The organism is Pelomonas aquatica (assembly GCF_026712205.1).
GTDB lineage: Bacteria > Pseudomonadota > Gammaproteobacteria > Burkholderiales > Burkholderiaceae_C > Pelomonas > Pelomonas aquatica.
Window position 1 is genome coordinate 259,088 of the sequence record NZ_JAPPUW010000003.1, and the last position, 20,832, is coordinate 279,919.

Here is a 20,832-nt window from a genome sequence, read left to right on the forward strand (position 1 = left end):
CGGTCTCGCGCCGCCAAGCCTTGCAAGCAGCCCTCGCCGGCGCCTCGCTGCCGGCCATGACGGCCCCACGCTTGGCCACCGGCATCGAAGGCCAGCGCAAGGCCGACCTGGGCGACGGCAGCTATGTGAACCCCATCGTCCCTGGCGACCACGCCGACCCCACCATCCTGCAGGACGGGGCCGACTACTGGATGACGTTCTCGTCCTTCCAGTCCTACCCCGGCGCCGTGCTCTGGCACTCGCAGGACCTGGTGAACTGGGCGCCGGTCACCGCCGCGCTGACGCAGAACATCGGCACCGTCTGGGCCATGGACCTCGTCAAGCACCAGGGCCGCTACTACCTCTACGTCCCGGTGCTGCAGGACGCCGGCACCGCCATCCACGTCATCCATGCCGACGACATCCGCGGGCCGTGGAGCGCGCCCATCGACCTGCACATCCACGGCTGCATCGACCCCGGCCATGTCGTCGGCGAGGACGGCCGGCGCTACCTCTTCGTCAACGGCGGCCGCCGCGTGCGGCTGAGCGACGACGGCCTGGCGACCGACGGCCCGCTGGAAGCCGACGCCTGGACGCCCTGGCAATACCCCCAGGACTGGGTCGTCGAGATGTTCGCGCCCGAAGGCCCCAAGCTGTTCAGGCGCGGCGACTGGTTCTACCTCGTCTCGGCCGTCGGCGGCACGGCCGGGCCGCCCACCAGTCATATGGTCACGGTGGCACGTTCACGCTCGGTCCATGGCCCTTGGGAGCATTGCCCGCACAACCCCATCGTGCACACCCGCAGCGCGGATGAGCCCTGGTGGTCGCGCGGCCATGCCAGCTTCGTCGAAGGGCCGGCGGGCGACTGGTGGATGGTCTACCACGGCTACGAGAACGGCATGCGCACGCTGGGCCGGCAGACGCTGCTGGAACCCGTCGAGTGGACCCAGGATGGCTGGCCGCGCGCCAAGGGCGGCACGCTGACTGGCCCCCTGCCCAAGCCGCGCGGCGGCCGGCCCGGCCCGGCCGGCGCCGCGCTGTCGGACGACTTCTCGCATAACCGCATGGGCGTGCAGTGGAGCTTGCATGCGCCGGGGCCGGACGAACTCGCGCGCCTGCGCTGGGAGGCCAGTGGCCTCGTCATCCGCGGCAAGGGCAAGTCGCTGGCCGACTGCTCGCCGCTGACCTGCATCGCCGGAGACCGCAGCTATGAATGCAGCGTCGAGCTGGAGATCAGCGGCGACGGCCACGGCGGCCTGGCGCTGTTCTACGACGAGCGCGGCCATGTCGGCATCGGCTTCAGCACGACGCAGATGCTGACCTACGGCTACGGCCAGGAGCACACGTGGATGCGCGAGCCCCTCCCCTCGCAGGTCGGCGCGCGCAAGGTCCACGCCCGGCTGACCAACCGCGAGAACGTCGTCACCTGGCAGCACTCCCACGACGGCGGCAGGACCTGGGTCCGGCACCCCTGGCAGATGGAGGTCTCGGGCCTGCATCACAACGTCTTCGGCGGCTTCGTCAGCCTGCGCATCGCGCTGTTCAGCGCCGGCGCGGGTGAAGTCCGCGCCCGCAACTTCATCTACAAAGGCCTATCTGCATGACCTCCCGCCGCCAACTCCTCACCGCCGCCGCCGCCTTGCCGCTGGCCGCCCATGCCAGGCCGCCGCAGCGCCGCATCGTGCTCGATCTCGCCCAGGCAACACAGCCGCTGGACCGCTTCTTCGACCACTGCGTCGGCTCCGACTATCCCGGCACGCTCTACCGCGACGACTCGCTGGGCCAGCTGCAGATCGCCGTGGACGAGCTGGGTTTTCGCTACCTGCGCTTCCACGCGATCTTCCACGACGTGCTGAAGACCGTGACGCGCGACGCCAGCGGCCAGTTGCAGTTCGACTTCACGGGCATCGACAAGCTCTACGACGCGCTGCTGGCCCGCCGCATCAGACCGCTCGTCGAACTGGGCTTCACGCCGCTGGCGCTGAAGACGTCGGACCTGAAGATCTTCTACTGGGCCGGCAACACCTCCCATCCCGAGCCGGCCGGCTGGGTCGCGCTGATCGACGCCTTCACGCGCCACCTGCTGCAGCGTTATGGCGCCGCCGAGGTGCGCCAGTGGTATTTCGAGGTCTGGAACGAACCCAATCTCGACGGCTTCTGGGAAAAGGCCGACCGGCAGGCCTACTTCGACCTCTACACACGCACCGCCAAGACCATCAAGGCGATCGACCTGGCCTTGCGCGTCGGCGGCCCGTCCACGGCCGGCGCGGCCTGGGTGCCGGAGTTCCTGGCGCACGCCCAGGCGACGGACTCGCCGGTGGACTTCATCACGACGCATGCCTACGGCGTGGACCACGGCTATCTGGACGAGTTCGGCGTCGAGGACCGCATGCTGTCGCCCTCGCCCGATGCCATCGTCGGCGACGTCAAGCGCGTGCGTGCGCAGATCGAGGCCTCGCATCTGCCGGGCCTGCCCCTCTTCTTCACCGAGTGGAGCACCAGCTACAACCCGCGCGACCTGGTGCACGACTCCTACATGAGCGCGGCCTATGTGCTGAGCAAGCTGAAAGCTTCGCAGGGCATCGCGCAGTCCATGAGCTACTGGACCTACAGCGACCTCTTCGAGGAGCCCGGCCCGCCGGACGCGCCCTTCCACGGCGGCTTCGGCATGATGACCCGCGAGGGCCTGCGCAAGCCGGTCTGGTTCGCCTACCGCTACCTCGCCGCGCTACAGGGCAAGGAGGTGCCGACGAGCGACGCCTTCACCTGGGCCGCCACCGACGGCCGGCAGCTGCAGGCCCTGGTCTGGGACTGGCGCAACACCGGGCAGAAGGTCAGCAACCGCAGCTTCTTCGGCAAGCCGCGCCCCGCGCAGGACGTGGGTGGTGCCACCGTCGAACTCCGCCATCTGCCGCCCGGCCGCTACCGCCTCACGCAGCGCCGCACCGGCTTCGAGGCCAATGACGCGCACACGGCCTACCTGAAGATGGGCTCGCCGAAGAACCTCGATGCACAGCAGCTTGCCGAGCTGCAGGGCCTGACCGCCGACAAGCCCGAGCTGCAGCGCGAGCTGGTCGTTGGCGCGGATGGCTCGGCCCGCATCCGCCTGGCATTGCGCAGCCACGATGTCGTGCTGCTGAGCCTGCAGAAGGTGGCCGCATGAAGCGCCGCCACGCCCTTGCAGCACTGCTGCCCCTGGCCGGTTGCGGCGGTGGCGGCTCTGCCGCAGCCGCGCCGGCTGCCGACACGCCGACGCCCACCCCCGGCATGCGCGCGCTGACCAGCCTGCAGCTCAGCCAGCTGATGGGCGCCGGCTGGAACCTCGGCAACTCGCTGGAGGCCATCGGCGGCGAGACCGCCTGGGGCAACCCGGCCACGACGCAGGCGCTGCTGAACGCCGTCGCCGCGGCTGGCTTCAAGACCGTTCGCATCCCCGTGTCCTGGAAGCAATACGCCGACGCCAACGACGTCATCGGCACGACGTGGATGAGCCGCGTCGCCGAGGTCGTCGGCTATGCGCAGAAGGCGGGCCTGTTCGCCATCATCAACATCCACTGGGACGGCGGCTGGATGCAGCCCAGCTTCGCGCAGCAGGCCATGGCCGATGCGCGCGTCACCACCTTCTGGACGCAGATCGCGAACCGGTTCAAGGCCTTCGACGACACGCTGCTGTTCGCCGGCACCAACGAGGTCATGGTGACGGGCGACTACGGCACGCCGACGACCGAATACGTCACCGTGCAGAACGGCTTCAACCAGGCTTTCGTCAACGCTGTGCGGGCCACGGGCGGCAACAACGCCGTCCGCCATCTCGTCGTGCAGGGCTTCAACACCAACATCGACCACACGGTGAACTTCGCCGTGATGCCGGCCGACCCCGCGAAGGACCGGCTGATGGTGGAAGTGCACTACTACGACCCCTACGACTTCACGCTCAACGACAAGAGCACGATCTGGCAATGGGGCGCCGCCACCACGGACCCGGCGGCCACCGCGGCCTGGGGCGGCGAGGCCTACACCGATGCCCAGTTCCAGAAGATGAAGGGCAAGTTCGTCGACCGGGGCGTCCCGGTGCTCCTCGGCGAATTCGCCGCCATCCGCCGCAGCGAATACGCAGGCGCCGAAACCTACCGCCTGGCCTGGGACCGCTACACCGCCCGCTCGGCCCGCGCGTACGGCCTGGTGCCCGTCTACTGGGACGCCGGCGCCGCGCGCGACAACCACAGCTCCGGCCTGTTCGACCGCGCGACCGGCGCGCAGGTCTATCCCGAGTTCATTCAGGCGCTGGTCGGCAACTGATACGGCTTCGCAATCAAAGCGCTAACCGCGTTGCTTCGCCTTGCCGTGCCAGAGCACTGTCTGCGGCTTCGCGCCTTGTTATCGCTTGGATTGCAAACCCGTATGACAGGGCGCCGCCGCGATGCACTCGATCTCGACGCGCACGCCCAGGGCCAGCCCGTTGCTGCCGAAGAACTCTCGGTAGACCTCGTTGAAGGCCGGCCAGTCGGCCATGTCGGCCAGCGTCACCGTGCAGCGCACGAGGTGCTGCAGCTCCAGCCCCTGGCCGCGCAGCACGCTGTCGCAGAAACAGACTGAGTTGCTACTACTGCGCGCCGAGCAACTTACGGAACTTATAGGCACTCAAGCGACGAGTCTGGTGTGCGGTAGAGGCATATTCACGGCTGCGACGGCCGTCAGTGGGAGCGACCGGCCCGAAAACTCAATGCACCGGCACAACGGTGCGGCCCTTCACGTCAACGAGGAAGGTCTTGCCGGCCTCGTTGACCACGCGCAGCCGGCCGTCGGGGTCGAAGGCCATGCTGCGGAAGAAGACCCACTGCACATCAGCCTCCAGCTTCGGATCGGCTTCGGTTGGATAGACCGCCAATGCCCACAACAGCTTGCCACTGATCGCGTCGGACGCCAGCAGGACGCCGCTGACCTGCGCCAAGCCCTCCTTGCGTCCATCCTCGGCCTGTGCATACGTCACACCCTCCCGCACCAAAGGTGGCACTTCGGGTGGTGGCAGGCGGTCGGGGCGGCCAGCCGACGAGACAAACCGGCCGCCAGCAATCGCAGTGTCCGACGCGGCAGCGCTGGCAGGAGCCGTGCCAGCGACCACCGAGGCGTCGGGCGCCGAGACGGGCGGCACCTGCTCGCTGCAGGCGGTGAGCGCGATCAACGTGGCCGCGCAAGCAAGCAGCGCCAGGACCTGCATCAAACAGCGGCGGTCTTGCGGGCCGTCACGTCAACGAGAAATGCCTTGCCTGCTTCGTTGACGATGCGCAGGCGTCCATCCGGATCCAACGTCATTGCAGCAAAAAAGACCCACTGCGCATCGGCCTCAAGCGCCTTGTCGATCTTGACGTCGTAAATCTTGAGGGTCCACAGCGCCTTGCCGGTCTCATCATCGCTGGCGACAAGGACACCGCCGGGTCCGTTCTCGTCCTGCGTGTAGACAACGCCCTCGTGATAGATAGGCGGCACGTCGGGGGGGCCAAGTCGATCGGCCGAACTCTTGATGTCCATAGGCAACTCCAATGCTGAGGAAGTCAGGCGCGCGGAAGCCGACACTCGGCTACGGCGCGACCTTCACCTTCAGGTAATCCCCCTGCACCATCTCGCCAGAGCAATCCATGCAGAACATGGCCCAGCTGTCCGCGTTTTCCAACGCCTTGGCGGCGGTGAATTTCGGATCGGCGGCGCTGGGCTTGAGCCCGGCCTTGTTGTGACGGTAGCGGTGATCCTCGGTTTTGCAAGCTCGGTGGCTCAGTTCGTGAACGACGATGCGTGTCCAGTTCTTCAGATCCTTGAACATGTCGGCGTTGCTGAAGAAAGCAGCTTCCACATAGATGACGTCGATCTTCTCGCTGCTGAACACGAACGCATTGGTCGACGCCTTGGTGGGATTGCCACGATCCAGCGGCATGTCAGTGATCAGCAGGAAAGTCGACTTGATGACCCCCGCGATCTTCTTAAGCCCGGCGTTGAGTGTCGCCGCGGCGGCCTGCATGTCTTCGTCGGTGGAGTTCTCGTCGGAGAACCAGCGCTTGACGACGTCAAGGTTGCCCTTCTTCTTCGGGTTGGCTGTAACAGTCATCGCCTTCTGCACCCATTTCAGCCCGTTCTGCGTGGCCTGCGACAGGTGCTTGCGATCATCCTCACCGAAGTGTGAGCTCTCGTCGTTGAGGCGGTTGGAAATGTTGTCGTAATCCTTGCCCGCGAGATCGGCCGCAGGCCAGTCGCGGTAGCTCTCCGGCAGCGACAGCACCCACAACTTGTGGCTGCCCGACTTCTTGATCAGCCACAGGTGACGCAGCATCTCGAGCGCCGCGACACGGCAGGCCACGCCGGAGGGAATCGACTTGCTGCCGCTCGACGGCAGGCTGGTGACGCCAGCGGCCGCGAGCATCGTGGCCGCTGGCTTCACGTTTTTTTCGCTCGCAGCAGCCACGCGCTTGCGCAGTGCCTCGGAGGCCTTGTACTTCTCGACGTTGTAGCCGTTGTGGACCACCATCAAACGCGAGTCCGCTATCACGGGAACCCACCCACCCAAACTCGGATATTCAGTGCTCTTGAGGGACTGGATGATCTCGGCGTGACGGGTCGTATAGAGGTCTTTGACGAAATAGCCCATGGCAGTCCACATCTGGTTCGGAGAGAACTGACAGTAATCGCAAAACGCCCGCAACTCGTCCTTCAAACTCGGGATGAACTGCAGACCCCTCTGTTGCGAATTGCGCTCCTCCGACGTTTCGATACCCATGCGCTGCAGCGAAACCGGTACGCGATCACCCTACCCCTCGAACCGTGAACACCGGCTGCGGCAAAGCAGCAGCGCGAACGCGAGCGCCCTCATGCTCGGCGGCCAGCATCGCGCGGTAGGCGGCCATGTCGTCGATGGTGCTGTTGCCGCCATCGGTGCCCAGGCCGACATGATCCTCGCCACAGACCTGGATCGCGTGCTCCAGATGGGCGATCAGGTCGGCGGCCATCGGTTGGCCTTCCAGCCGCAGATAGGGCATGAAGTAGAGGCCGACGACGACGCCCTGGTCGGCCACCGCACGGCAGCCGCTGTGCGTGATGGCCAGCAGCCGGCGCGCGGCGCGCAGCGCGTCCAGGCAGGTCTTCTCGCTGCTGTGGCTGAGGTCGACGAGCAGGCGCTCGACGACGGCGAGCCAGAAGCTGCTCAGGCCGCGGTCGTCCGCCACCGTCGCGCCGTCGCCCACGGCGCTGCCGGCCACATGGCCGAGCGTGATGTTGACGGCCGTGAGTCCGGCCTCGCGCGCGTCGGCCAGCGAGCGCGCATCGACGTTCTGGCCGGAGCTGGTGTAGGCCATGGCCTGACGGTCGCCGGCATCGGGCTGGAGTTGCAGATTGGGGTTGTCGAGCACCCCCAGCGCGTTGATGACGTGTGGCTTCATGCTGCCCTCGGCAGCGGCCGCCGATTCTGGCGCGCGTTGACAGCCGGCGGCGAGCGCCCGCACAATCCGCCCCGCTCCGGGGTGCTCGGGCTGCGCAAGCGGCACGAAGCTGAGATGGTTGCAATACCAAACCCGTGAACTTGAACCGGCTAGTACCGGCGTAAGGAGAGCGCATGCCGAGCAGGCGTGCAGCGCGGCCCAGGTGCATCTGAACTGGGCGGCGCGGTGCGCGGCCCGGCGGCCCTGGAGCAGAACCACACGCCCCCCAGGAGCCCGCCGTGACCGCCGTGAATGCCGCCGACCCCCATCTCTCGCTCGATGCCCGCCTGTCGCTGACGCGCGAGCCCTTCCCCGCCTCGCGCAAGATCCATGTCGAAGGCAGCCGCCCCGACGTGCGCGTGCCCATGCGCGAGATCGCGCTGAGCAATGGCGAGACCGTCGTCGTGCCCGACACCTCCGGGCCCTACACCGACCCGGCCACGGCCATCGACGTGCGCCAGGGCCTGCCCGCGGTGCGCGCCGCCTGGGTGACCGACCGCGGCGACACCGAGGCCTACGCCGGCCGCCAGCGCGCCGCACTGGACGACGGCGGCAAGGAGGTCAACGACCGCATCGCCGCGCTGCGCGCCGAGGCCGCCGGCCTGCAGCGCCAGCCGCGCCGCGCAGCGGCCGGCGCCAACGTCACGCAGCTGCACTACGCCCGCCGCGGCATCGTCACGCCGGAGATGGAGTTCGTCGCGCTGCGCGAGAACGGCCGGCGCGAGGCGCTGCGCGACCACCTCGGCCGAGACGACGAAGACAGCGAGCGCGAACGGCGCCTCGCGCCCAATGCGCTGGGCACGCGCATGCCGGCCGTCATCACGCCCGAGTTCGTGCGCGGCGAGGTCGCGCGGGGCCGCGCCGTCATCCCGGCCAACATCAACCACACGGAGCTGGAGCCGACCATCATCGGCCGCCACTTCCGCGTGAAGGTCAACGCCAACATCGGCAACTCGGCCGTCACGTCCAGCATCGAGGAAGAGGTGGAGAAGCTGGTCTGGTCCACGCGCTGGGGCGCGGACACCGTGATGGACCTCTCCACCGGCCGCAACATCCACACGACGCGCGACTGGATCGTCCGCAACTCGCCCGTGCCCATCGGCACCGTGCCCATCTACCAGGCGCTGGAAAAGGTCGGCGGCATTGCCGAGGAGCTGAGCTGGGCCGTGTTCCGCGACACGCTGATCGAGCAGGCCGAGCAGGGCGTCGACTACTTCACCATCCACGCCGGCCTGCGCCTGCCCTTCATCCCGATGACGACGCGGCGCCGCACCGGCATCGTGTCGCGCGGCGGCTCCATCCTCGCCAAGTGGTGCATCACGCATCACAAGGAGAACTTCCTCTACACGCACTTCGAAGAGATCTGCGAAATCATGAAGGCCTACGACGTCAGCTTCTCGCTCGGCGACGGCCTGCGCCCCGGCAGCCTGGCCGACGCCAACGACGAGGCCCAGTTCGCCGAGCTGCGCACGCTGGGCGAGCTGACTGAAGTAGCGTGGAAGCACGACGTGCAGACCATGATCGAAGGCCCCGGCCATGTGCCGATGCACCTGATCCAGGCCAATATGGACGAGCAGCTGAAGCTCTGCCACGAGGCGCCCTTCTACACGCTGGGCCCGCTGACCATCGACATCGCGCCCGGCTACGACCACATCGCCAGCGCCATCGGCGCGGCCATGATCGGCTGGATGGGTACGGCCATGCTCTGCTACGTCACGCCCAAGGAGCACCTCGGCCTGCCCGACCGCGACGACGTGAAGCAAGGGCTCATCGCCTACAAGATCGCCGCCCACGCGGCCGACGTGGCCAAGGGCCACCCGGGTGCCCGCGCCCACGACGACGCGATGAGCAAGGCGCGCTTCGAGTTCCGCTGGAACGACCAGTTCGCCCTCGGCCTCGACCCGGAGACCGCGCGGGACTACCACGACGAGACCCTGCCCAAGGACTCGGCCAAGGAGGCCCATTTCTGCTCGATGTGCGGCCCCAAGTTCTGCTCGATGAAGATCACGCAGGACGTGCGCGACTACGCCGCCACGCAGGGCTTGGAAGCGGCCGACGTCGTCGCCGACGGCATGGCGAAGAAGTCCGCGGAGTTCCGCGCCCAGGGCGGCGAGCTCTACATCCCGATCAAGCCGCAAGCCTGATGGCCACCATCGCCATTGCAGGCGCCGGCGTCATGGGCCGGCTGCTGGCCTGGCAGCTGGCGCGGGCCGGGCATTGCGTGCAGGTCGTCGACCCGGCCGCCGGCCCGACGGAGCCCGGCGCGGCCGGCTTCACGGCGGCCGGCATGCTGAGCCCGCTGGCCGAGCAGGAGCATGCGGAGCCCGAGGTCGCGGCCCTGGGCTGGCGCTCGCTGCAGCTGTGGCCGGGCATCGCGCAGGCGCTGGGCCAGCCCGATCTGGTGCGCACCCACGGCAGCCTGCTGCTGGCCCACGGCAGCGACCTGGGCGCCGCGCAGCGCGTGCTCGCGCGGCTGCCCGATGCCCCGCAGCCGCTGGGCCGCCAGGCCCTGCACGAACTGGAGCCCGCTCTCGCACCCGACCTCAAGGCCTGGCTGCTGCCCGGCGAGGGCCAGCTGCTGCCGCGCGAGCTGCTGGCCGCGCTGGCCGAGCAGGCCCCCGGCGTCGACTGGCACTGGGGCCGCCGGGCCGTCGCCGTGCAGCCGCACCGGCTGGAGCTGGACGACGGCTGCCGCCTCGACGCCGACCTCGTCGTCGACACGCGCGGCCTGGGCGCCCGGCCGGACATGCAGGGGCTGCGCGGCGTGCGCGGCGAGGTCGTCTGGCTGCATGCGCCCGGCGTCCGGCTGCAGCGGCCGGCGCGCCTGCTGCACCCGCGGCACCGCGTCTACATCGTGCCGCGGCCGGGCGACTTCATCATCGTCGGCGCGTCCGAGATCGAGAGCGAGGACCGCTCGCCGGTCAGCCTGCGCAGCGCCGTCGAGCTGATGGCCGCGGCGCACAGCGTGCTGCCCGCGCTGGCCGAGGCGCGCATCGTGCACCTCGACGTCAACCTGCGCCCGGCCTTTGCCGACCACCGCCCGCGCATCGAGCACGAGAGCGGCCTGCTGCGCATCAACGGCCTGTTCCGCCACGGCTGGCTGCTGGCGCCGGCGCTGGCCGAGAAGGCGCTTCGAGATGTCTGAGTTCACCGTCAACCAGCAACCCCGCCCCTGGCGCGAAGGCCTCAGCGTCGCCGCGCTGCTGGTCGAACTCGGCCATGCCCCCGACAGCGTCGCCACGGCGCTGAACGGCGCTTTCGTGCCGCGCGGGCGCCGCGAGGCCGCACCGATCCAGCCCGGCGATGAATTGACCCTGATCCAACCCATCACAGGCGGATGACATGACCTGGACCCTTTACGGCCACAAGCTCACCAGCCGCTTCCTGCTCGGCACTGCCGGCTATCCCTCGCCCGAGGTGCTGCGCCAGGCCGTGCGGGCCAGCGGCGCCCAGGTGCTGACCGTCGGCCTCAAGCGCACGCTGGCTGCGGCCGGCGACAACGGCTTCGTCGCGGCCATCCGCGAGACCCTGCGCGAAACCGGCGGCCAGCTGCTGCCCAACACGGCCGGCTGCCGCACCGCGATGGAGGCCATCATCCTGGCCCAGATGGCCCGCGAGCTCTACGACACGCCGTGGATCAAGCTCGAAGTCGTCGGCGACGAATACACGCTGCAGCCCGACCCCTGGGAGCTGGTCACCGCGGCCGAACAGCTCGTGAAAGACGGCTTCCAGGTCTTCCCCTACTGCACCGACGACCTCGTCACCTGCCGCCGCCTGCTGGACGCCGGCTGCGAGTTGCTGATGCCCTGGGGCGCGCCCATCGGCTCGGGCCAGGGCCTGCTCAACCCCTTCGCGCTGCGCACGCTGCGCGAGCGCCTGCCCGGCGTGCCGCTGATCGTCGACGCCGGCATCGGCGCGCCCTCGCACGCGGCCCAGGCCATGGAGCTGGGTTTCGACGGCGTGCTGCTGAACTCCGCCGTCGCGCAGGCGGGCGACCCCATCCGCATGGCCGCCGCCTTCGGCCAGGCCATCGCTGCCGGGCGCCTGGGTTATGAGGCCGGCGTGATGGCGCGGCAGGACATGGCCGTCGCAAGTACACCCGTGGGCGGCCGGCCCTTCCTGATCGCGTGACGATGCAGCCCCCCATCGTCTGGAGCATCGCCGGCCTGGACAGCGGCGGCGGCGCGGGCCTGTCGGCCGACCAGCGCGCGGCGGATGCAATCGGCGTGCACCTCTGCCCGGCCGCCGCCGCGCTGACGGCGCAGAACAGCGCCGCCGTCGAGGCCGTCTTCCCGGTGCCGCCCGCGCAGCTCGACGCCCAGCTCGCCGCGCTGGCCGGCGACCTGCCGCCCGCCGCGATCAAGACCGGCCTGCTCGGCGGCGTCGAGCAGCTGCGCGTCGTCGTGCGCTGGGTGGACAGGCTGCGTGAGCGCGCACCCGTGGCCCTGGTCGTCGACCCCGTGCTGGGCGCCACCACCGGCGCGAGCTTCGCGGACGAGGCCTTGCTGCGCGCCTACCGCGAGGATCTGCTGCCGCGCGCGACGGTCGCCACGCCCAACCGCCGTGAGGCCGCGCGCCTCGTGGGCGACGGCGCCCCGGCGGGCCAAGCCCGCAAGCTCGGCAGCGCGAGCGCCTGCATCACCGGCGGCGACGAGGCCGGGCCGCTGGCGCTGGACTGGCTGTCCAGCCCCCAGGCCAACGGCTGGCTTGCGCTGCCGCGCCGGAAGGCGACGAACAGCCACGGCACCGGCTGCTGCTTCGCGACCGGCCTGGCGGCCGCGCTGGCGCGCGGCTTCGTCGCGGCCGACGCGGCCGTGCTCGCCAAGATGCTGACGACCTCGGGCCTGCACGGCGCCGCCGCGCCCGGCGCCGGTGCCGGTCCGGTGCGGCCGCAGGCGGGCTTCATCCGCGATGCGAGCCTGCTGCCGGCGCTGTTCGACGGCGAACCCGGCGGCTGGCCCGGGCGGCGCGGCGGCGGCGTCGAAGGCGTCTACGGCATCACCGACAGCGGCGCGGATGCGGCCGAGCTGTTCACCCAGGGCCTGCAGACCGTGCAGCTGCGCGTGAAGCGCGGCGACGCCGATGCCGACTGGCCGGCCCGGCTGCGGGCCGAGCTGCGGCCCGCGCTGGACGCCGCCCGCCGCCACGGCGCCACGCTGATCCTGAACGACCACTGGCGCGAGGCGCTGCAAGCCGGCGTCGATTTCATCCACCTCGGCCAGGAAGACCTGCTTGCCTTGAGCGCGGCCGAGCGGCTGGAGCTGGCCGCTGCGCGCGCGAACGGCCTGCGCCTGGGCCTGAGCTCGCACAGCCTGTGGGAGCTGGCCCGCGCCGTGGCCTGGGCGCCGGACTACATCGCCTGCGGCCCGGTCTGGCCGACGCTGACCAAGGCCATGCCCTGGCGGCCGCAAGGGCTGGACAACCTCGCCTGGTGGGCCGCGATGGCGCCGGCACCCGTGGTCGGCATCGGCGGCGTGCTGGCGCCCGATCAGCTCACGTCCATCGCCGCGACGGGCGCGAGCGCGGGCTGCGTCGTGCGCGGGCTGAAGGCGGTCGGCGTCGAGCCTTGGCAACAGGCCTGGCGCGAAGGCCGGGCCCGGGCCTGGCAGGGTGGCGCCGGCTGGCCGCACGCCAGCCTCTGAGATCAGTCGCGGCGCCGGCGCAGCGCCAGGCTGGCGGCGGCCAGGCCGAGCAGCCACGCGGGGGCCGTGCCACCGCCACCGCCGCCACTGGACGGCGCCGGCGCAGGTGCGGGCGTCGGCGCGGGCGTGGGAGCCGGTGTCGGCGCCGGCACGGGGATCGGCGTGCTGCCCTGGACCTGGCCGCAGGCGCTCAGGTTGTCGCTCTGCAGGCCCAGGGAGCTGCGCGACGGTGCCGTGTAAGCCGCCGGGCTGACGGCGTACTTGACCGCCTCCTGCGCATCGAGCAGTCCGGTGCCGCAGGTGCTGGTCGTGCAGCTGCAGCGGCTGTTGTTGCTCGTCGAGCAATAGCCCAACGCATAGGCCGTCACATGCGGCCGCGCGCTGAGCTTGAGGCCGCTTTCGACCTGGGCCAGCGTCAGGTTGGGGTTGGCCGCCCACATCAGCGCCGCCGTGCCGGCCACCTGGGGCGCCGCGAAGCTCGTGCCGCTGACGGCGCCATAGCCGGCCGTGGCCGGTGCCGTCGTGCCGGTGTTGGTCGTCGACACGATGCCCGTGTCGGCGAGCAGGGTGTCACAGTTGCGCTTGTTGCCCGCATCACCGCCGGTCGCGAGCAGCTGGACCTCGGGACCGAAGTTCGAATAGATCGCCTTGAAGCCCTGGCGGTTGGCCGCGGCCACGCCGAAGACGCCGGCGCAATTCGCCGGCCGGCCCACGACGCCGCGCAGATTGCCGGCCGCCGCGGCGATGAACACGCCCTTGGCGCGCAGTTCGGCAATCGCATCCAGATACAGGCGTGCGGCGCCGGCGACGTCCTTGTTGGCATCACCCGGGTCGCAGGACGTGACGCCGGCAAAGCCGATGACGAGGATCTTGGCCGGGTTGAGGTTGGCGGGCACTCCGGTCACGCTCAGGCCCGCAGCCCAGCGCATGCCGTCCACCATGTCGGCCACGGAGGCCCCGCATTTGCCGGACACCCGCACCGGCAGGATTTGTCCGTTGTTCCAATTGATGCCGGCGACGCCGGCGCTGTTGTTCGTCACCGCGCCGAGCTGCCCCGCGACGAGCGTGCCGTGCCAGCTGCTGGTCGCGCTGACGAGGCAGCCGTCCCAAAGCGGGAGATTGCCGTCATGCTCGGCCTGGGTCAACGCATCGCCGGGGTCCGTGGCATCAGCCGTTCTGCCGACGCCGTTGTTCGCATACTCGGCCCTGGTGACGAAGTTGTAGCCCGGCGCGATGACGTTGGCATTCAGGTCGCCGTGCGAGGTGATGCCGGAGTCCAGCACGGCGATCACGGGCTTGGCCAAGTCCCTGGTCGTGTCCCAGGCCTTGGTGAAGCCGGCCGCACCGGCGCTGGTGGTGTCGCTCTGGTCGTCCAGCCACCACTGGCTGTTGGCCGGGTCGGTGGCGCGGAACAGCGGGTCGTTCGGTACGGCCGCACGCTGCTCGTGCAGGTCGTTCATTGCATGGGCCAGCCGCGCATCGCCGCGCAGCCGCGCCAGCCAGGCGGCCCGGCCGGCCGCGTCGGCCGCGGCGCTGGCCTGCAGCCGCCACCAGCCCGAGCCCAGCGGGCGGTCGGCCTGCAGGGGCAGCCCGGCCTCGGCCAGCACATGCTGCAGCTGGGCCCGCTGCGCGGCGTCGTCGCGGCCCGCGTCGGCGAGCTTGACGATCAGCGCCGTGGCGCCGGCGCGCGCGGGGGCGGCCTGCACGGGCCGGAGCTGCGCGGCCAGGCCGACGGCCGACACGGCCACCGTGGCCACCGTGGCCGCGGCGACGAACTGGTTGAGCCGCAGGCCGCGACGGGCCGGGCGGGGCGGAGGGGTCATCGGAGGTTTTTTCACGCGGCCACCTTAGGCCGCTGCGGTGAAGCGACCATGACATGAGCCGAACGGCTCATGAAATCCGTCATTCATTCGCCTTTCACGGCGCGGTCATTGCGTCTTCCTAAGCTGCGCCGCCCTGACCCGTTCGGACCATGCCCCCCCACCACCGCCCCCACCGCCGCCGCGGCTTCACGCTGCTGGAGCTGCTCGTCGTCATGGTCATCATCGGCCTGCTGGCCGGCTATGTCGGCCCCAAGTTCTTCGGCCAGATCGGCAAGAGCGAGGTCAAGGCCGCCAAGGCCCAGATCGACGCGCTGCAGAAGTCGCTCGACCAGTACCGGCTCGACGTCGGCCACTACCCCGGCACCGAGCAGGGCCTGGCCGCGCTGGTGACCAAGCCGGCCGACGAGCCCAAGTGGGCCGGCCCCTATCTGAGCAAGGCCCTGCCCAAGGACCCCTGGGGCCACGACTACCAATACCGCTCGCCCGGCGAGCATGGCGAATACGACCTGCTCAGCTACGGCCGCGACGGCCGCCCCGGCGGCGAGGGCGAAGACGCGGACCTCACGAGCTGGTGACCACGATGGCCGAGTTCCGCGTCCGCTACCTCGACGCCGCCCGCCAGCCCGCCGAGAAGCGCGTGCAGGCGGCGGACGTGGGCGGCGTGGCCGCGGCCCTGGGCCTGTCGCCGGCCGCGCTGCTCGCCGTGGAGCCCGTGCAGGCCGCGGCATTGAAGTCGCGCGGCGGCCGTTCTTTTCCGCGCCGCCAGTTCGCGCAGCAGCTCGGCGTGCTGCTGCGCGCCGGCATCCCCTTGCTGGAAGCCTTGCAGACGCTGCAGTCACAGGACAACCCGCCGGCCGTCGCCACGGCATTGGACGGCGTCATCGCGCGCATCCAGCTCGGCGAGTCCTTCTCCGCCGCGCTGGCCTCGCAGCCCCAGGCCTTCGACGCGCTGTTCGTCGCCGTCGTGGAGGCGAGCGAACGCAGCGGCCAGGTCGAGCAGGCGCTGTTCGAGCAGGCGAGCTATCTGGCCTGGGTCGAGCAGCTGCGCGGCAAGCTCGTCGCCGCGGCCATCTACCCGGCCATGCTGGTCACGGCGGGCACGGCCGTCGTGCTCTTCCTGCTCGTCTTCGTCGTGCCGCGCTTTGCCGGGCTGCTGGACGGCGTGGGCGGCGAGCTGCCGATGGCCTCCAAGGCCTTGATCGCCGTGGGCAGCTTCAGCGGCGCGCATCCGCTGGGCCTGCTGCTGATCGCCGCCGTGCTGGTCGCGCTGCCCGTGCTGGCCTGGCAGCACGGCTTGCGCGAGGCGCTGCAGTCGCGGCTGTGGAAGCTGCCGCTGATCGGCCCCAAGCTGCATCTGCTGGCGCTGGCCCAGCTCTACCGCTGCCTGGCCATGCTGCTGCTGGCGGGCGTGCCGGTGGTGCCGGCCCTGGTGAACGCGCGCGGCGTCGCGGCGGCCCACCTGCGTGCGGCGCTGGACCGTGCGACCGAAGCCGTGCGCCTGGGCGAGCGCCTGTCGGCCTGCCTGCAGCGCGAGGGCCTGGCCACGCCGGTGTCGCTGCGCATGCTGCGCGTCGGCGAACACAGCGGCGAGCTGGGCGCCATGCTGGCCCAGGCGGCGGGCTTCTACGACGAGGAGTTGTCGCGGCTGTCGGATCTGGTGACTCGGCTCATCAACCCGGCGCTGATGCTCATCATGGGGTTGGTCATCGGCACGGTGGTGGTGCTGATGTATCTGCCGATTTTTCAGTTGGCGGACCAGGTGCAGTGATGAGTGGTGGGTTTGTCTTTCTGGCAAGGCCCAGCCGGGATTTCGTCCCGGCAGCCGACTCACTTTCTTGTGCGCACAAGAAAGTAAGCAAAGTTCTCGAAGAGCGGCGAAGCCAAAGCGCCCCTGCAAAACCGCCCCTTCGGGGTGCCCTGCGATGCTCGAAGCCCGGGGCCGCGCCCAACTCACTTCGCTACGCTCCGTTCAAACAAAGGGGCGCGAAGTCAGTTCTTGAGGCTCGCTGCGCTCGCGCCCCGGGCTCCTGCGCTTCTCGGCGGTTTAGAAGGGGAGCCCCCAAACAGCCGAACAGCCAACAGCCAAACGCATACGCCCTTCGGTCGTGGCTGTTCCTTCACCCCCCCTTTGAGCCCGCCGAGGAGCACAGGGCCTTGAGGCCGCGTGCGCAGCACGCTTCAAGAACTGACTCCGCGCAACTGTCTGAGCGCAGCGTAGCGAAGCGAGTTTTGCGCGGGGCCTCAAGGACCGAGCACCGCAGGGCAGCCCGCTGCGAAGCAAAGGGCCGGGCGGTTCGGGGGCGACTTTTTGCCTTCTTTTTGGTCGCTCAAAAAGAAGGTCGCCTGCCGGGGCGACGTCCCGGCATGGGCCTGGCCAGAAAGCAATGCGAGGTCAAAGCATGAACGCCGTCCTCCAGCAAGACCCCGACGTGCTGACAAGGCTCCCCGCCTCCGACGCCCCCTGGACCCTCACCTTCCAACCCTGGCCCCACGCCGACGCCCAACGCTGGCGCGCCGTCATGGCTCAATCCGCTCGCGGCAGGCTGGCCCTGCTCGCCGACCGCCCGCTGGAACCCCTGCTGCGCCTGCGCATCGAGTCCCGCCTGAAGAAGCCTGTCCTCTGGTGGCCTTGCGAAGCCAGTGAAATCGACGCGCTGCTCGAAGCCAGCGAGGCCGACTACCGCGCGCTGGGCGAACTCGACGAATCATTCAACAACGGCCACGAAGCCGAAGCTGCACAGGAGCTGTCCGCGCTCCACCTCGCCGAGCAGGCCAGCCCCGTCGTGCGCCTGCTCGACGCCACGCTCTACGACGCGCTGCAGGACGGCGCCAGCGACATCCACTTCGAATGCCAGCTGCGCGGCATGAAGATCCGCAGCCGCATCGACGGCGTCATGCTGGACGTGAAGGCCATCGACGGCGTGCAGGCCGCCGAGCAGCTGGTGTCGCGGCTCAAGGTGATGGCCGAGCTCGACATCGGCGAGCGCCGCCTGCCGCAGGACGGCCGCTTCAAGCTGCGCGTGCAGGGCCGCGAGGTGGACTTCCGGCTGTCCATCATGCCCAGCGTCTTCGGCGAGGACGCCGTCGTGCGCGTGCTGGACCGTGCGCAGGTGGAGGCTCAAGGGTCGCTGACGCTCGACGCCCTCGGCTTCGAGCCCGAGGCGCGCGCGCAGATCCGCGCGCTGGCCCGCCAGCCCCACGGCATGCTGCTCGTGACCGGCCCCACCGGCTCCGGCAAGACGACGACGCTCTATGCGGCCATCAGCGAGGTCAACACCGGCCGCGACAAGATCATCACCATCGAGGACCCGGTCGAGTACCAGCTGCCCGGCGTCGTGCAGATCCCGGTCAACGAGAAGAAGGGCCTGTCCTTCGCGCGCGGCCTGCGCTCGGTGCTGCGCCACGACCCCGACCGCGTCATGGTCGGCGAGATCCGCGATGCCGAGACGGCGCAGATCGCCGTGCAGGCGGCCCTCACCGGCCACCTCGTCTTCAGCACCGTGCACGCCAACAACGCCTTCGACGTGGTCGGCCGCTTCATGCACATGGGGCTGGACCTCTACAACGTCGTCTCGGCGCTGAACGGCGTGCTCGCGCAACGGCTGATGCGCATCAACTGCCGCCACTGCCTGCAGCCGCTGCCGGCGACCGCAGAGCAGCTGCGCGACCACGGCCTGCCCGAGGACGCCCGGCTGCTGCACGGCCGCGGCTGCGCGCATTGCCGCGGCACCGGCTACAAGGGCCGCCGCGCCGTCAGCGAACTGCTGTGGCTGGACGACGAGCTGCGCGACCTGATCGCCGGCCGCGCGCCACTGGGCCGCATCAAGGAGGCCGCGCGCGGACGCGGCATGCGCTCGCTGCGCGACGCGGCCGTGGCCCTGGTGCTGCGCGGCGAATCGACGCTGGAAGAACTCGAACGTGTCACGCTCGCCGACTGAACGCCTGCTGCTGGCCGGCGACCGCGTGATGGACGCACGGGGCCAGGCCTGGCCCGATTTCGCCGCCTGGTGCGCGGCCCATGCCGGCGCGCGCGTCGAGCTGCTGCTGGGCGCCGAGCGCGCCCACTGCCTGCTCGTGCCGGCCGACCTGCCGCTGGCCGACGAGGCCGCGCTGCTCGGCTATGCGCGGCTGCAGTTCACGCATTACTTCGGCCCCGCCGCCCAGCCATGGCCGCTGGCCGCCTGGCAGCGCTGCGCCTGCGCGCTGGCCGACGTCGACCTGGCCGCGCTGCAGGCCGCGGCCGCCGCGCAGCGCGTGCGCATCGTGTCGCTGCGGCCGAGCTGGACGCTGGCCGCCGCGCAGGACGGCGACGCCGCCGTCATCGACGGCGACATGCTGACCTGGCTGCACCGGCAGCAGGGCCGCCTCGTGGATCTGCAGCAGCGCCATGTCGACGACGAGCTGCTGCGCGAGCTCGAAGGCGCGCGCATCGCCCGCGCCCAGGACCTGCTCGCCGAGCCCGGCGCGCGGACCGGACCGGATTTCATCGCCCAGCCGTCGCGCATCCGGCCGCTGATCTGGGCCTGGGCCGCCGCGGCCGCCGCGGCCTGCGTGCTCGTCACGCTGCAGGCCCAGGGCCAGCGCGAGGAGGCCCAGCGCCTGGCCGAGCAGTCCGGCGTGCTGGACCGCCTGGCCCGCCCCGCCGTGGCCGCCAGGCCCAAACCGCCCAACCCGGCGGCACGCAACCGCGCCTGGGCCGTGTCGCGCCAGCTCGGCACCGACTGGGCCGCGCTGTGGACCGATGTCGAGCGCGCGCTGCCGCCGGGCCTGCAGATCAGCGCCCTCGACCTGGACCGCCAGTCGCTGCGCCTCGAAGGCCAGGCGACCGATGCCGACGCGCTGACCCGCCTCGTCGACCGCCTGACGCTGCAGGCCGCGCCGGGCGATGAGGTCGTGCTGACGCGGCTGCAAAAGCCCGACGCGCTCGACGACGCCGGCGGCGCGCTGCGCTTCGAGCTCGTGCGCCGCGCGGGAGGCACGCGATGAAGCCACGCTGGCTCAGCGCCGCCCGCCGCCTGGGCTGGCCGGCCGCGCTGGCGACGCTGCTGACGCTGGCTGCCGTCGCCGGCGCAGCCTGGCTGCCGCGCGAACAGCAGCGGCTGGAAACCGAGCGCCACCGCATCGCCGCCCGCCGCGCCGCGCTGCAGCCGCGCGCCGCGGCCTCCGCCCCGGCCGAAGACGGCGCCACGCTGGCGGCCAGCCTGCCGCCCGACAGCGCGCGCCAGGCCCGCACGGCCGCGCTGCTGAGCCTCGCGGCCGAGCTCGGCCTGCCCTGGCCGCGCAGCGAGTTCCGCTACCAGGCCGACCGCGAGCTGGGCCTGGCGCAGTACCGCGTCGCGATGCAGCTCAGCGGGCGCTATGCCGCGTTGCGCAGCTTCGTCGCCGAGGCGCTGAAGCGCGACCCCGCGCTGGCGCTGGAGAGCCTGCGCCTGCGCCGCGACGCGGACGGCCAGCTCAAGGCCGAGCTGGCCTGGGTGCTGCACATGCAGGCGGCGAAATGAAGCCCCCGGTCCAAGGAGTACCTTGGTCCGCCCCCCGCGGGGGCGGCGATGCTTGCGGCATTGAGCCGCAAGCACATCGCCATGACGGGCCGGCTTGGGAACTGGAGTCGGACACAAGCAGTCCCTGCGGACTGCTTGTGCCTACGGAAGGCCATGGGCCTCTGGCCCATGGCAGGCCCGGCGCTCGGCCCGAGGACAGCAGCCGATGAAGAAGACCGCCCCCCGCCAGCTGGCCCTCTTCGGCGCGCTGGGCCTGAGCCTTGTCGCCACGGCCTGGGTGTCGCGCGAGGACGAGGCCGAGCCCGTCGCCGCCGCGCCGCGCCTTGCGGCGGCCACCGCCAAAGCCACGCCAGCCGCCGCCGACTGGCCCGGCCCGGCCGCCAGCGCGCGCGCCGACTGGCCGGCCCTCGACCCGCAGGCCCGC

The 20,832-nt window shown here is 70.7% G+C and carries 19 protein-coding genes, 1 pseudogene and 1 riboswitch; of the genes and pseudogenes, 14 read left to right on the plus strand and 6 right to left on the minus strand.

What is annotated here, in order from left to right:
- Positions 1–20: 20 nt before the first annotated feature.
- Genes NYP07_RS04915 through NYP07_RS04925 form a run of 3 tightly spaced genes read left to right on the plus strand, consistent with a single transcriptional unit; the run spans position 21 to position 4,278 of the window.
- The gene (locus NYP07_RS04915; RefSeq protein WP_268148027.1) at positions 21–1,583 is read left to right on the plus strand and encodes a family 43 glycosylhydrolase; all 1,563 of its coding nucleotides are present in this window, start codon (positions 21–23) and stop codon (positions 1,581–1,583) included.
- Entirely contained in the window at positions 1,580–3,142 is a 1,563-nt protein-coding gene (locus tag NYP07_RS04920) for a GH39 family glycosyl hydrolase (protein ID WP_268148029.1), read from the plus strand. The genes NYP07_RS04915 and NYP07_RS04920 overlap by 4 nt, the downstream gene beginning before the upstream one ends.
- Positions 3,139–4,278: a glycoside hydrolase family 5 protein gene (locus NYP07_RS04925; protein ID WP_268148031.1), complete on the plus strand. Its 1,140-nt coding sequence runs from the start codon at positions 3,139–3,141 to the stop codon at positions 4,276–4,278. Before NYP07_RS04920 ends, NYP07_RS04925 begins: the two co-directional genes overlap by 4 nt.
- Positions 4,279–4,356: 78 nt before the next feature.
- Here NYP07_RS04925 and NYP07_RS04930 read toward each other — a convergent pair whose 3' ends face one another.
- From NYP07_RS04930 to NYP07_RS04950, 5 genes are all read right to left on the minus strand, one after another.
- Entirely contained in the window at positions 4,357–4,554 is a 198-nt protein-coding gene (locus NYP07_RS04930) for a RidA family protein (protein WP_268148033.1), read from the minus strand.
- A gap of 145 nt (positions 4,555–4,699) precedes the next feature.
- Entirely contained in the window at positions 4,700–5,197 is a 498-nt protein-coding gene (locus NYP07_RS04935) for a hypothetical protein (protein WP_268148035.1), read from the minus strand.
- Entirely contained in the window at positions 5,197–5,508 is a 312-nt protein-coding gene (locus tag NYP07_RS04940; protein WP_268148037.1) for a hypothetical protein, read from the minus strand. The genes NYP07_RS04935 and NYP07_RS04940 overlap by 1 nt, the downstream gene beginning before the upstream one ends.
- 49 nt (positions 5,509–5,557) lie before the next feature.
- Entirely contained in the window at positions 5,558–6,745 is a 1,188-nt protein-coding gene (locus tag NYP07_RS04945; protein WP_268148039.1) for a M35 family metallo-endopeptidase, read from the minus strand.
- Positions 6,746–6,770: 25 nt separating this feature from the next.
- A complete protein-coding gene (locus tag NYP07_RS04950; protein WP_268148041.1) occupies positions 6,771–7,403 on the minus strand; it encodes a membrane dipeptidase in 633 nt (210 codons plus the stop codon).
- Between the two features lie 67 nt (positions 7,404–7,470).
- Positions 7,471–7,587, plus strand: a riboswitch (TPP riboswitch).
- A 103-nt stretch (positions 7,588–7,690) separates the two neighbouring features.
- Between NYP07_RS04950 and thiC the strand changes: the two genes are divergently transcribed.
- Genes thiC through NYP07_RS04975 form a run of 5 tightly spaced genes read left to right on the plus strand, consistent with a single transcriptional unit; the run spans position 7,691 to position 13,084 of the window.
- Positions 7,691–9,586 carry a phosphomethylpyrimidine synthase ThiC gene (gene thiC / locus NYP07_RS04955; RefSeq protein ID WP_268148076.1) on the plus strand — a complete coding sequence of 632 codons (1,896 nt, stop codon included), beginning with the start codon at positions 7,691–7,693 and terminating at the stop codon, positions 9,584–9,586.
- On the plus strand, positions 9,586–10,587 hold the full coding sequence (locus tag NYP07_RS04960) for an FAD-dependent oxidoreductase (RefSeq protein ID WP_268148043.1): 1,002 nt from the start codon (positions 9,586–9,588) through the stop codon (positions 10,585–10,587). Before thiC ends, NYP07_RS04960 begins: the two co-directional genes overlap by 1 nt.
- Entirely contained in the window at positions 10,580–10,783 is a 204-nt protein-coding gene (gene thiS, locus NYP07_RS04965; RefSeq protein WP_268148045.1) for a sulfur carrier protein ThiS, read from the plus strand. The genes NYP07_RS04960 and thiS overlap by 8 nt, the downstream gene beginning before the upstream one ends.
- Position 10,784: 1 nt before the next feature.
- Positions 10,785–11,573: a thiazole synthase gene (locus NYP07_RS04970; RefSeq protein ID WP_268148047.1), complete on the plus strand. Its 789-nt coding sequence runs from the start codon at positions 10,785–10,787 to the stop codon at positions 11,571–11,573.
- 2 nt (positions 11,574–11,575) lie between these two features.
- Positions 11,576–13,084 (plus strand): bifunctional hydroxymethylpyrimidine kinase/phosphomethylpyrimidine kinase, encoded by a 1,509-nt coding sequence (locus NYP07_RS04975; RefSeq protein ID WP_268148049.1) that lies wholly within the window; start codon positions 11,576–11,578, stop codon positions 13,082–13,084.
- Positions 13,085–13,086: 2 nt separating this feature from the next.
- Here the strand turns inward: NYP07_RS04975 and NYP07_RS04980 are convergent, their stop codons facing one another.
- Positions 13,087–14,907, minus strand: coding sequence for a S8 family serine peptidase (locus tag NYP07_RS04980; RefSeq protein ID WP_268148051.1), 1,821 nt, complete (start codon positions 14,905–14,907; stop codon positions 13,087–13,089).
- Between the two features lie 149 nt (positions 14,908–15,056).
- Between NYP07_RS04980 and gspG the strand changes: the two genes are divergently transcribed.
- The 6 genes and pseudogenes from gspG to NYP07_RS05010 all read left to right on the plus strand — a co-directional run.
- Positions 15,057–15,482 (plus strand): type II secretion system major pseudopilin GspG, encoded by a 426-nt coding sequence (gspG, locus tag NYP07_RS04985; protein WP_268148053.1) that lies wholly within the window; start codon positions 15,057–15,059, stop codon positions 15,480–15,482.
- Positions 15,483–15,487: 5 nt separating this feature from the next.
- Positions 15,488–16,675, plus strand: coding sequence for a type II secretion system F family protein (locus NYP07_RS04990; protein ID WP_268148055.1), 1,188 nt, complete (start codon positions 15,488–15,490; stop codon positions 16,673–16,675).
- Positions 16,676–17,306: 631 nt separating this feature from the next.
- A complete protein-coding gene (locus NYP07_RS04995; RefSeq protein WP_268148057.1) occupies positions 17,307–18,845 on the plus strand; it encodes a GspE/PulE family protein in 1,539 nt (512 codons plus the stop codon).
- Entirely contained in the window at positions 18,826–19,893 is a 1,068-nt protein-coding gene (locus NYP07_RS05000; RefSeq protein ID WP_268148058.1) for a PilN domain-containing protein, read from the plus strand. Before NYP07_RS04995 ends, NYP07_RS05000 begins: the two co-directional genes overlap by 20 nt.
- Positions 19,890–20,408, plus strand: coding sequence for a hypothetical protein (locus tag NYP07_RS05005; RefSeq protein WP_268148060.1), 519 nt, complete (start codon positions 19,890–19,892; stop codon positions 20,406–20,408). Before NYP07_RS05000 ends, NYP07_RS05005 begins: the two co-directional genes overlap by 4 nt.
- 205 nt (positions 20,409–20,613) lie before the next feature.
- Positions 20,614–20,832 (plus strand): annotated as a pseudogene (locus NYP07_RS05010) (hypothetical protein); the annotation flags it as partial.

Excerpts from the sequence above, each read along its gene's own strand:
- NYP07_RS04970 (WP_268148047.1), top strand. The coding sequence starts at position 10,785 with ATGACCTGGACCCTTTACGGCCACAAGCTCACCAGCCGCTTCCTGCTC.
- thiS (WP_268148045.1), top strand. The coding sequence starts at position 10,580 with ATGTCTGAGTTCACCGTCAACCAGCAACCCCGCCCCTGGCGCGAAGGC.
- NYP07_RS04945 (WP_268148039.1), bottom strand. The coding sequence starts at position 6,745 with ATGGGTATCGAAACGTCGGAGGAGCGCAATTCGCAACAGAGGGGTCTG.
- NYP07_RS04920 (WP_268148029.1), top strand. The coding sequence starts at position 1,580 with ATGACCTCCCGCCGCCAACTCCTCACCGCCGCCGCCGCCTTGCCGCTG.
- gspG (WP_268148053.1), top strand. The coding sequence starts at position 15,057 with ATGCCCCCCCACCACCGCCCCCACCGCCGCCGCGGCTTCACGCTGCTG.
- NYP07_RS04925 (WP_268148031.1), top strand. The coding sequence starts at position 3,139 with ATGAAGCGCCGCCACGCCCTTGCAGCACTGCTGCCCCTGGCCGGTTGC.
- NYP07_RS04995 (WP_268148057.1), top strand. The coding sequence starts at position 17,307 with ATGAACGCCGTCCTCCAGCAAGACCCCGACGTGCTGACAAGGCTCCCC.
- NYP07_RS05005 (WP_268148060.1), top strand. The coding sequence starts at position 19,890 with ATGAAGCCACGCTGGCTCAGCGCCGCCCGCCGCCTGGGCTGGCCGGCC.
- NYP07_RS04980 (WP_268148051.1), bottom strand. The coding sequence starts at position 14,907 with ATGACCCCTCCGCCCCGCCCGGCCCGTCGCGGCCTGCGGCTCAACCAG.
- NYP07_RS04960 (WP_268148043.1), top strand. The coding sequence starts at position 9,586 with ATGGCCACCATCGCCATTGCAGGCGCCGGCGTCATGGGCCGGCTGCTG.
- NYP07_RS04935 (WP_268148035.1), bottom strand. The coding sequence starts at position 5,197 with ATGCAGGTCCTGGCGCTGCTTGCTTGCGCGGCCACGTTGATCGCGCTC.
- NYP07_RS04950 (WP_268148041.1), bottom strand. The coding sequence starts at position 7,403 with ATGAAGCCACACGTCATCAACGCGCTGGGGGTGCTCGACAACCCCAAT.
- NYP07_RS04940 (WP_268148037.1), bottom strand. The coding sequence starts at position 5,508 with ATGGACATCAAGAGTTCGGCCGATCGACTTGGCCCCCCCGACGTGCCG.
- NYP07_RS04975 (WP_268148049.1), top strand. The coding sequence starts at position 11,576 with ATGCAGCCCCCCATCGTCTGGAGCATCGCCGGCCTGGACAGCGGCGGC.
- NYP07_RS04990 (WP_268148055.1), top strand. The coding sequence starts at position 15,488 with ATGGCCGAGTTCCGCGTCCGCTACCTCGACGCCGCCCGCCAGCCCGCC.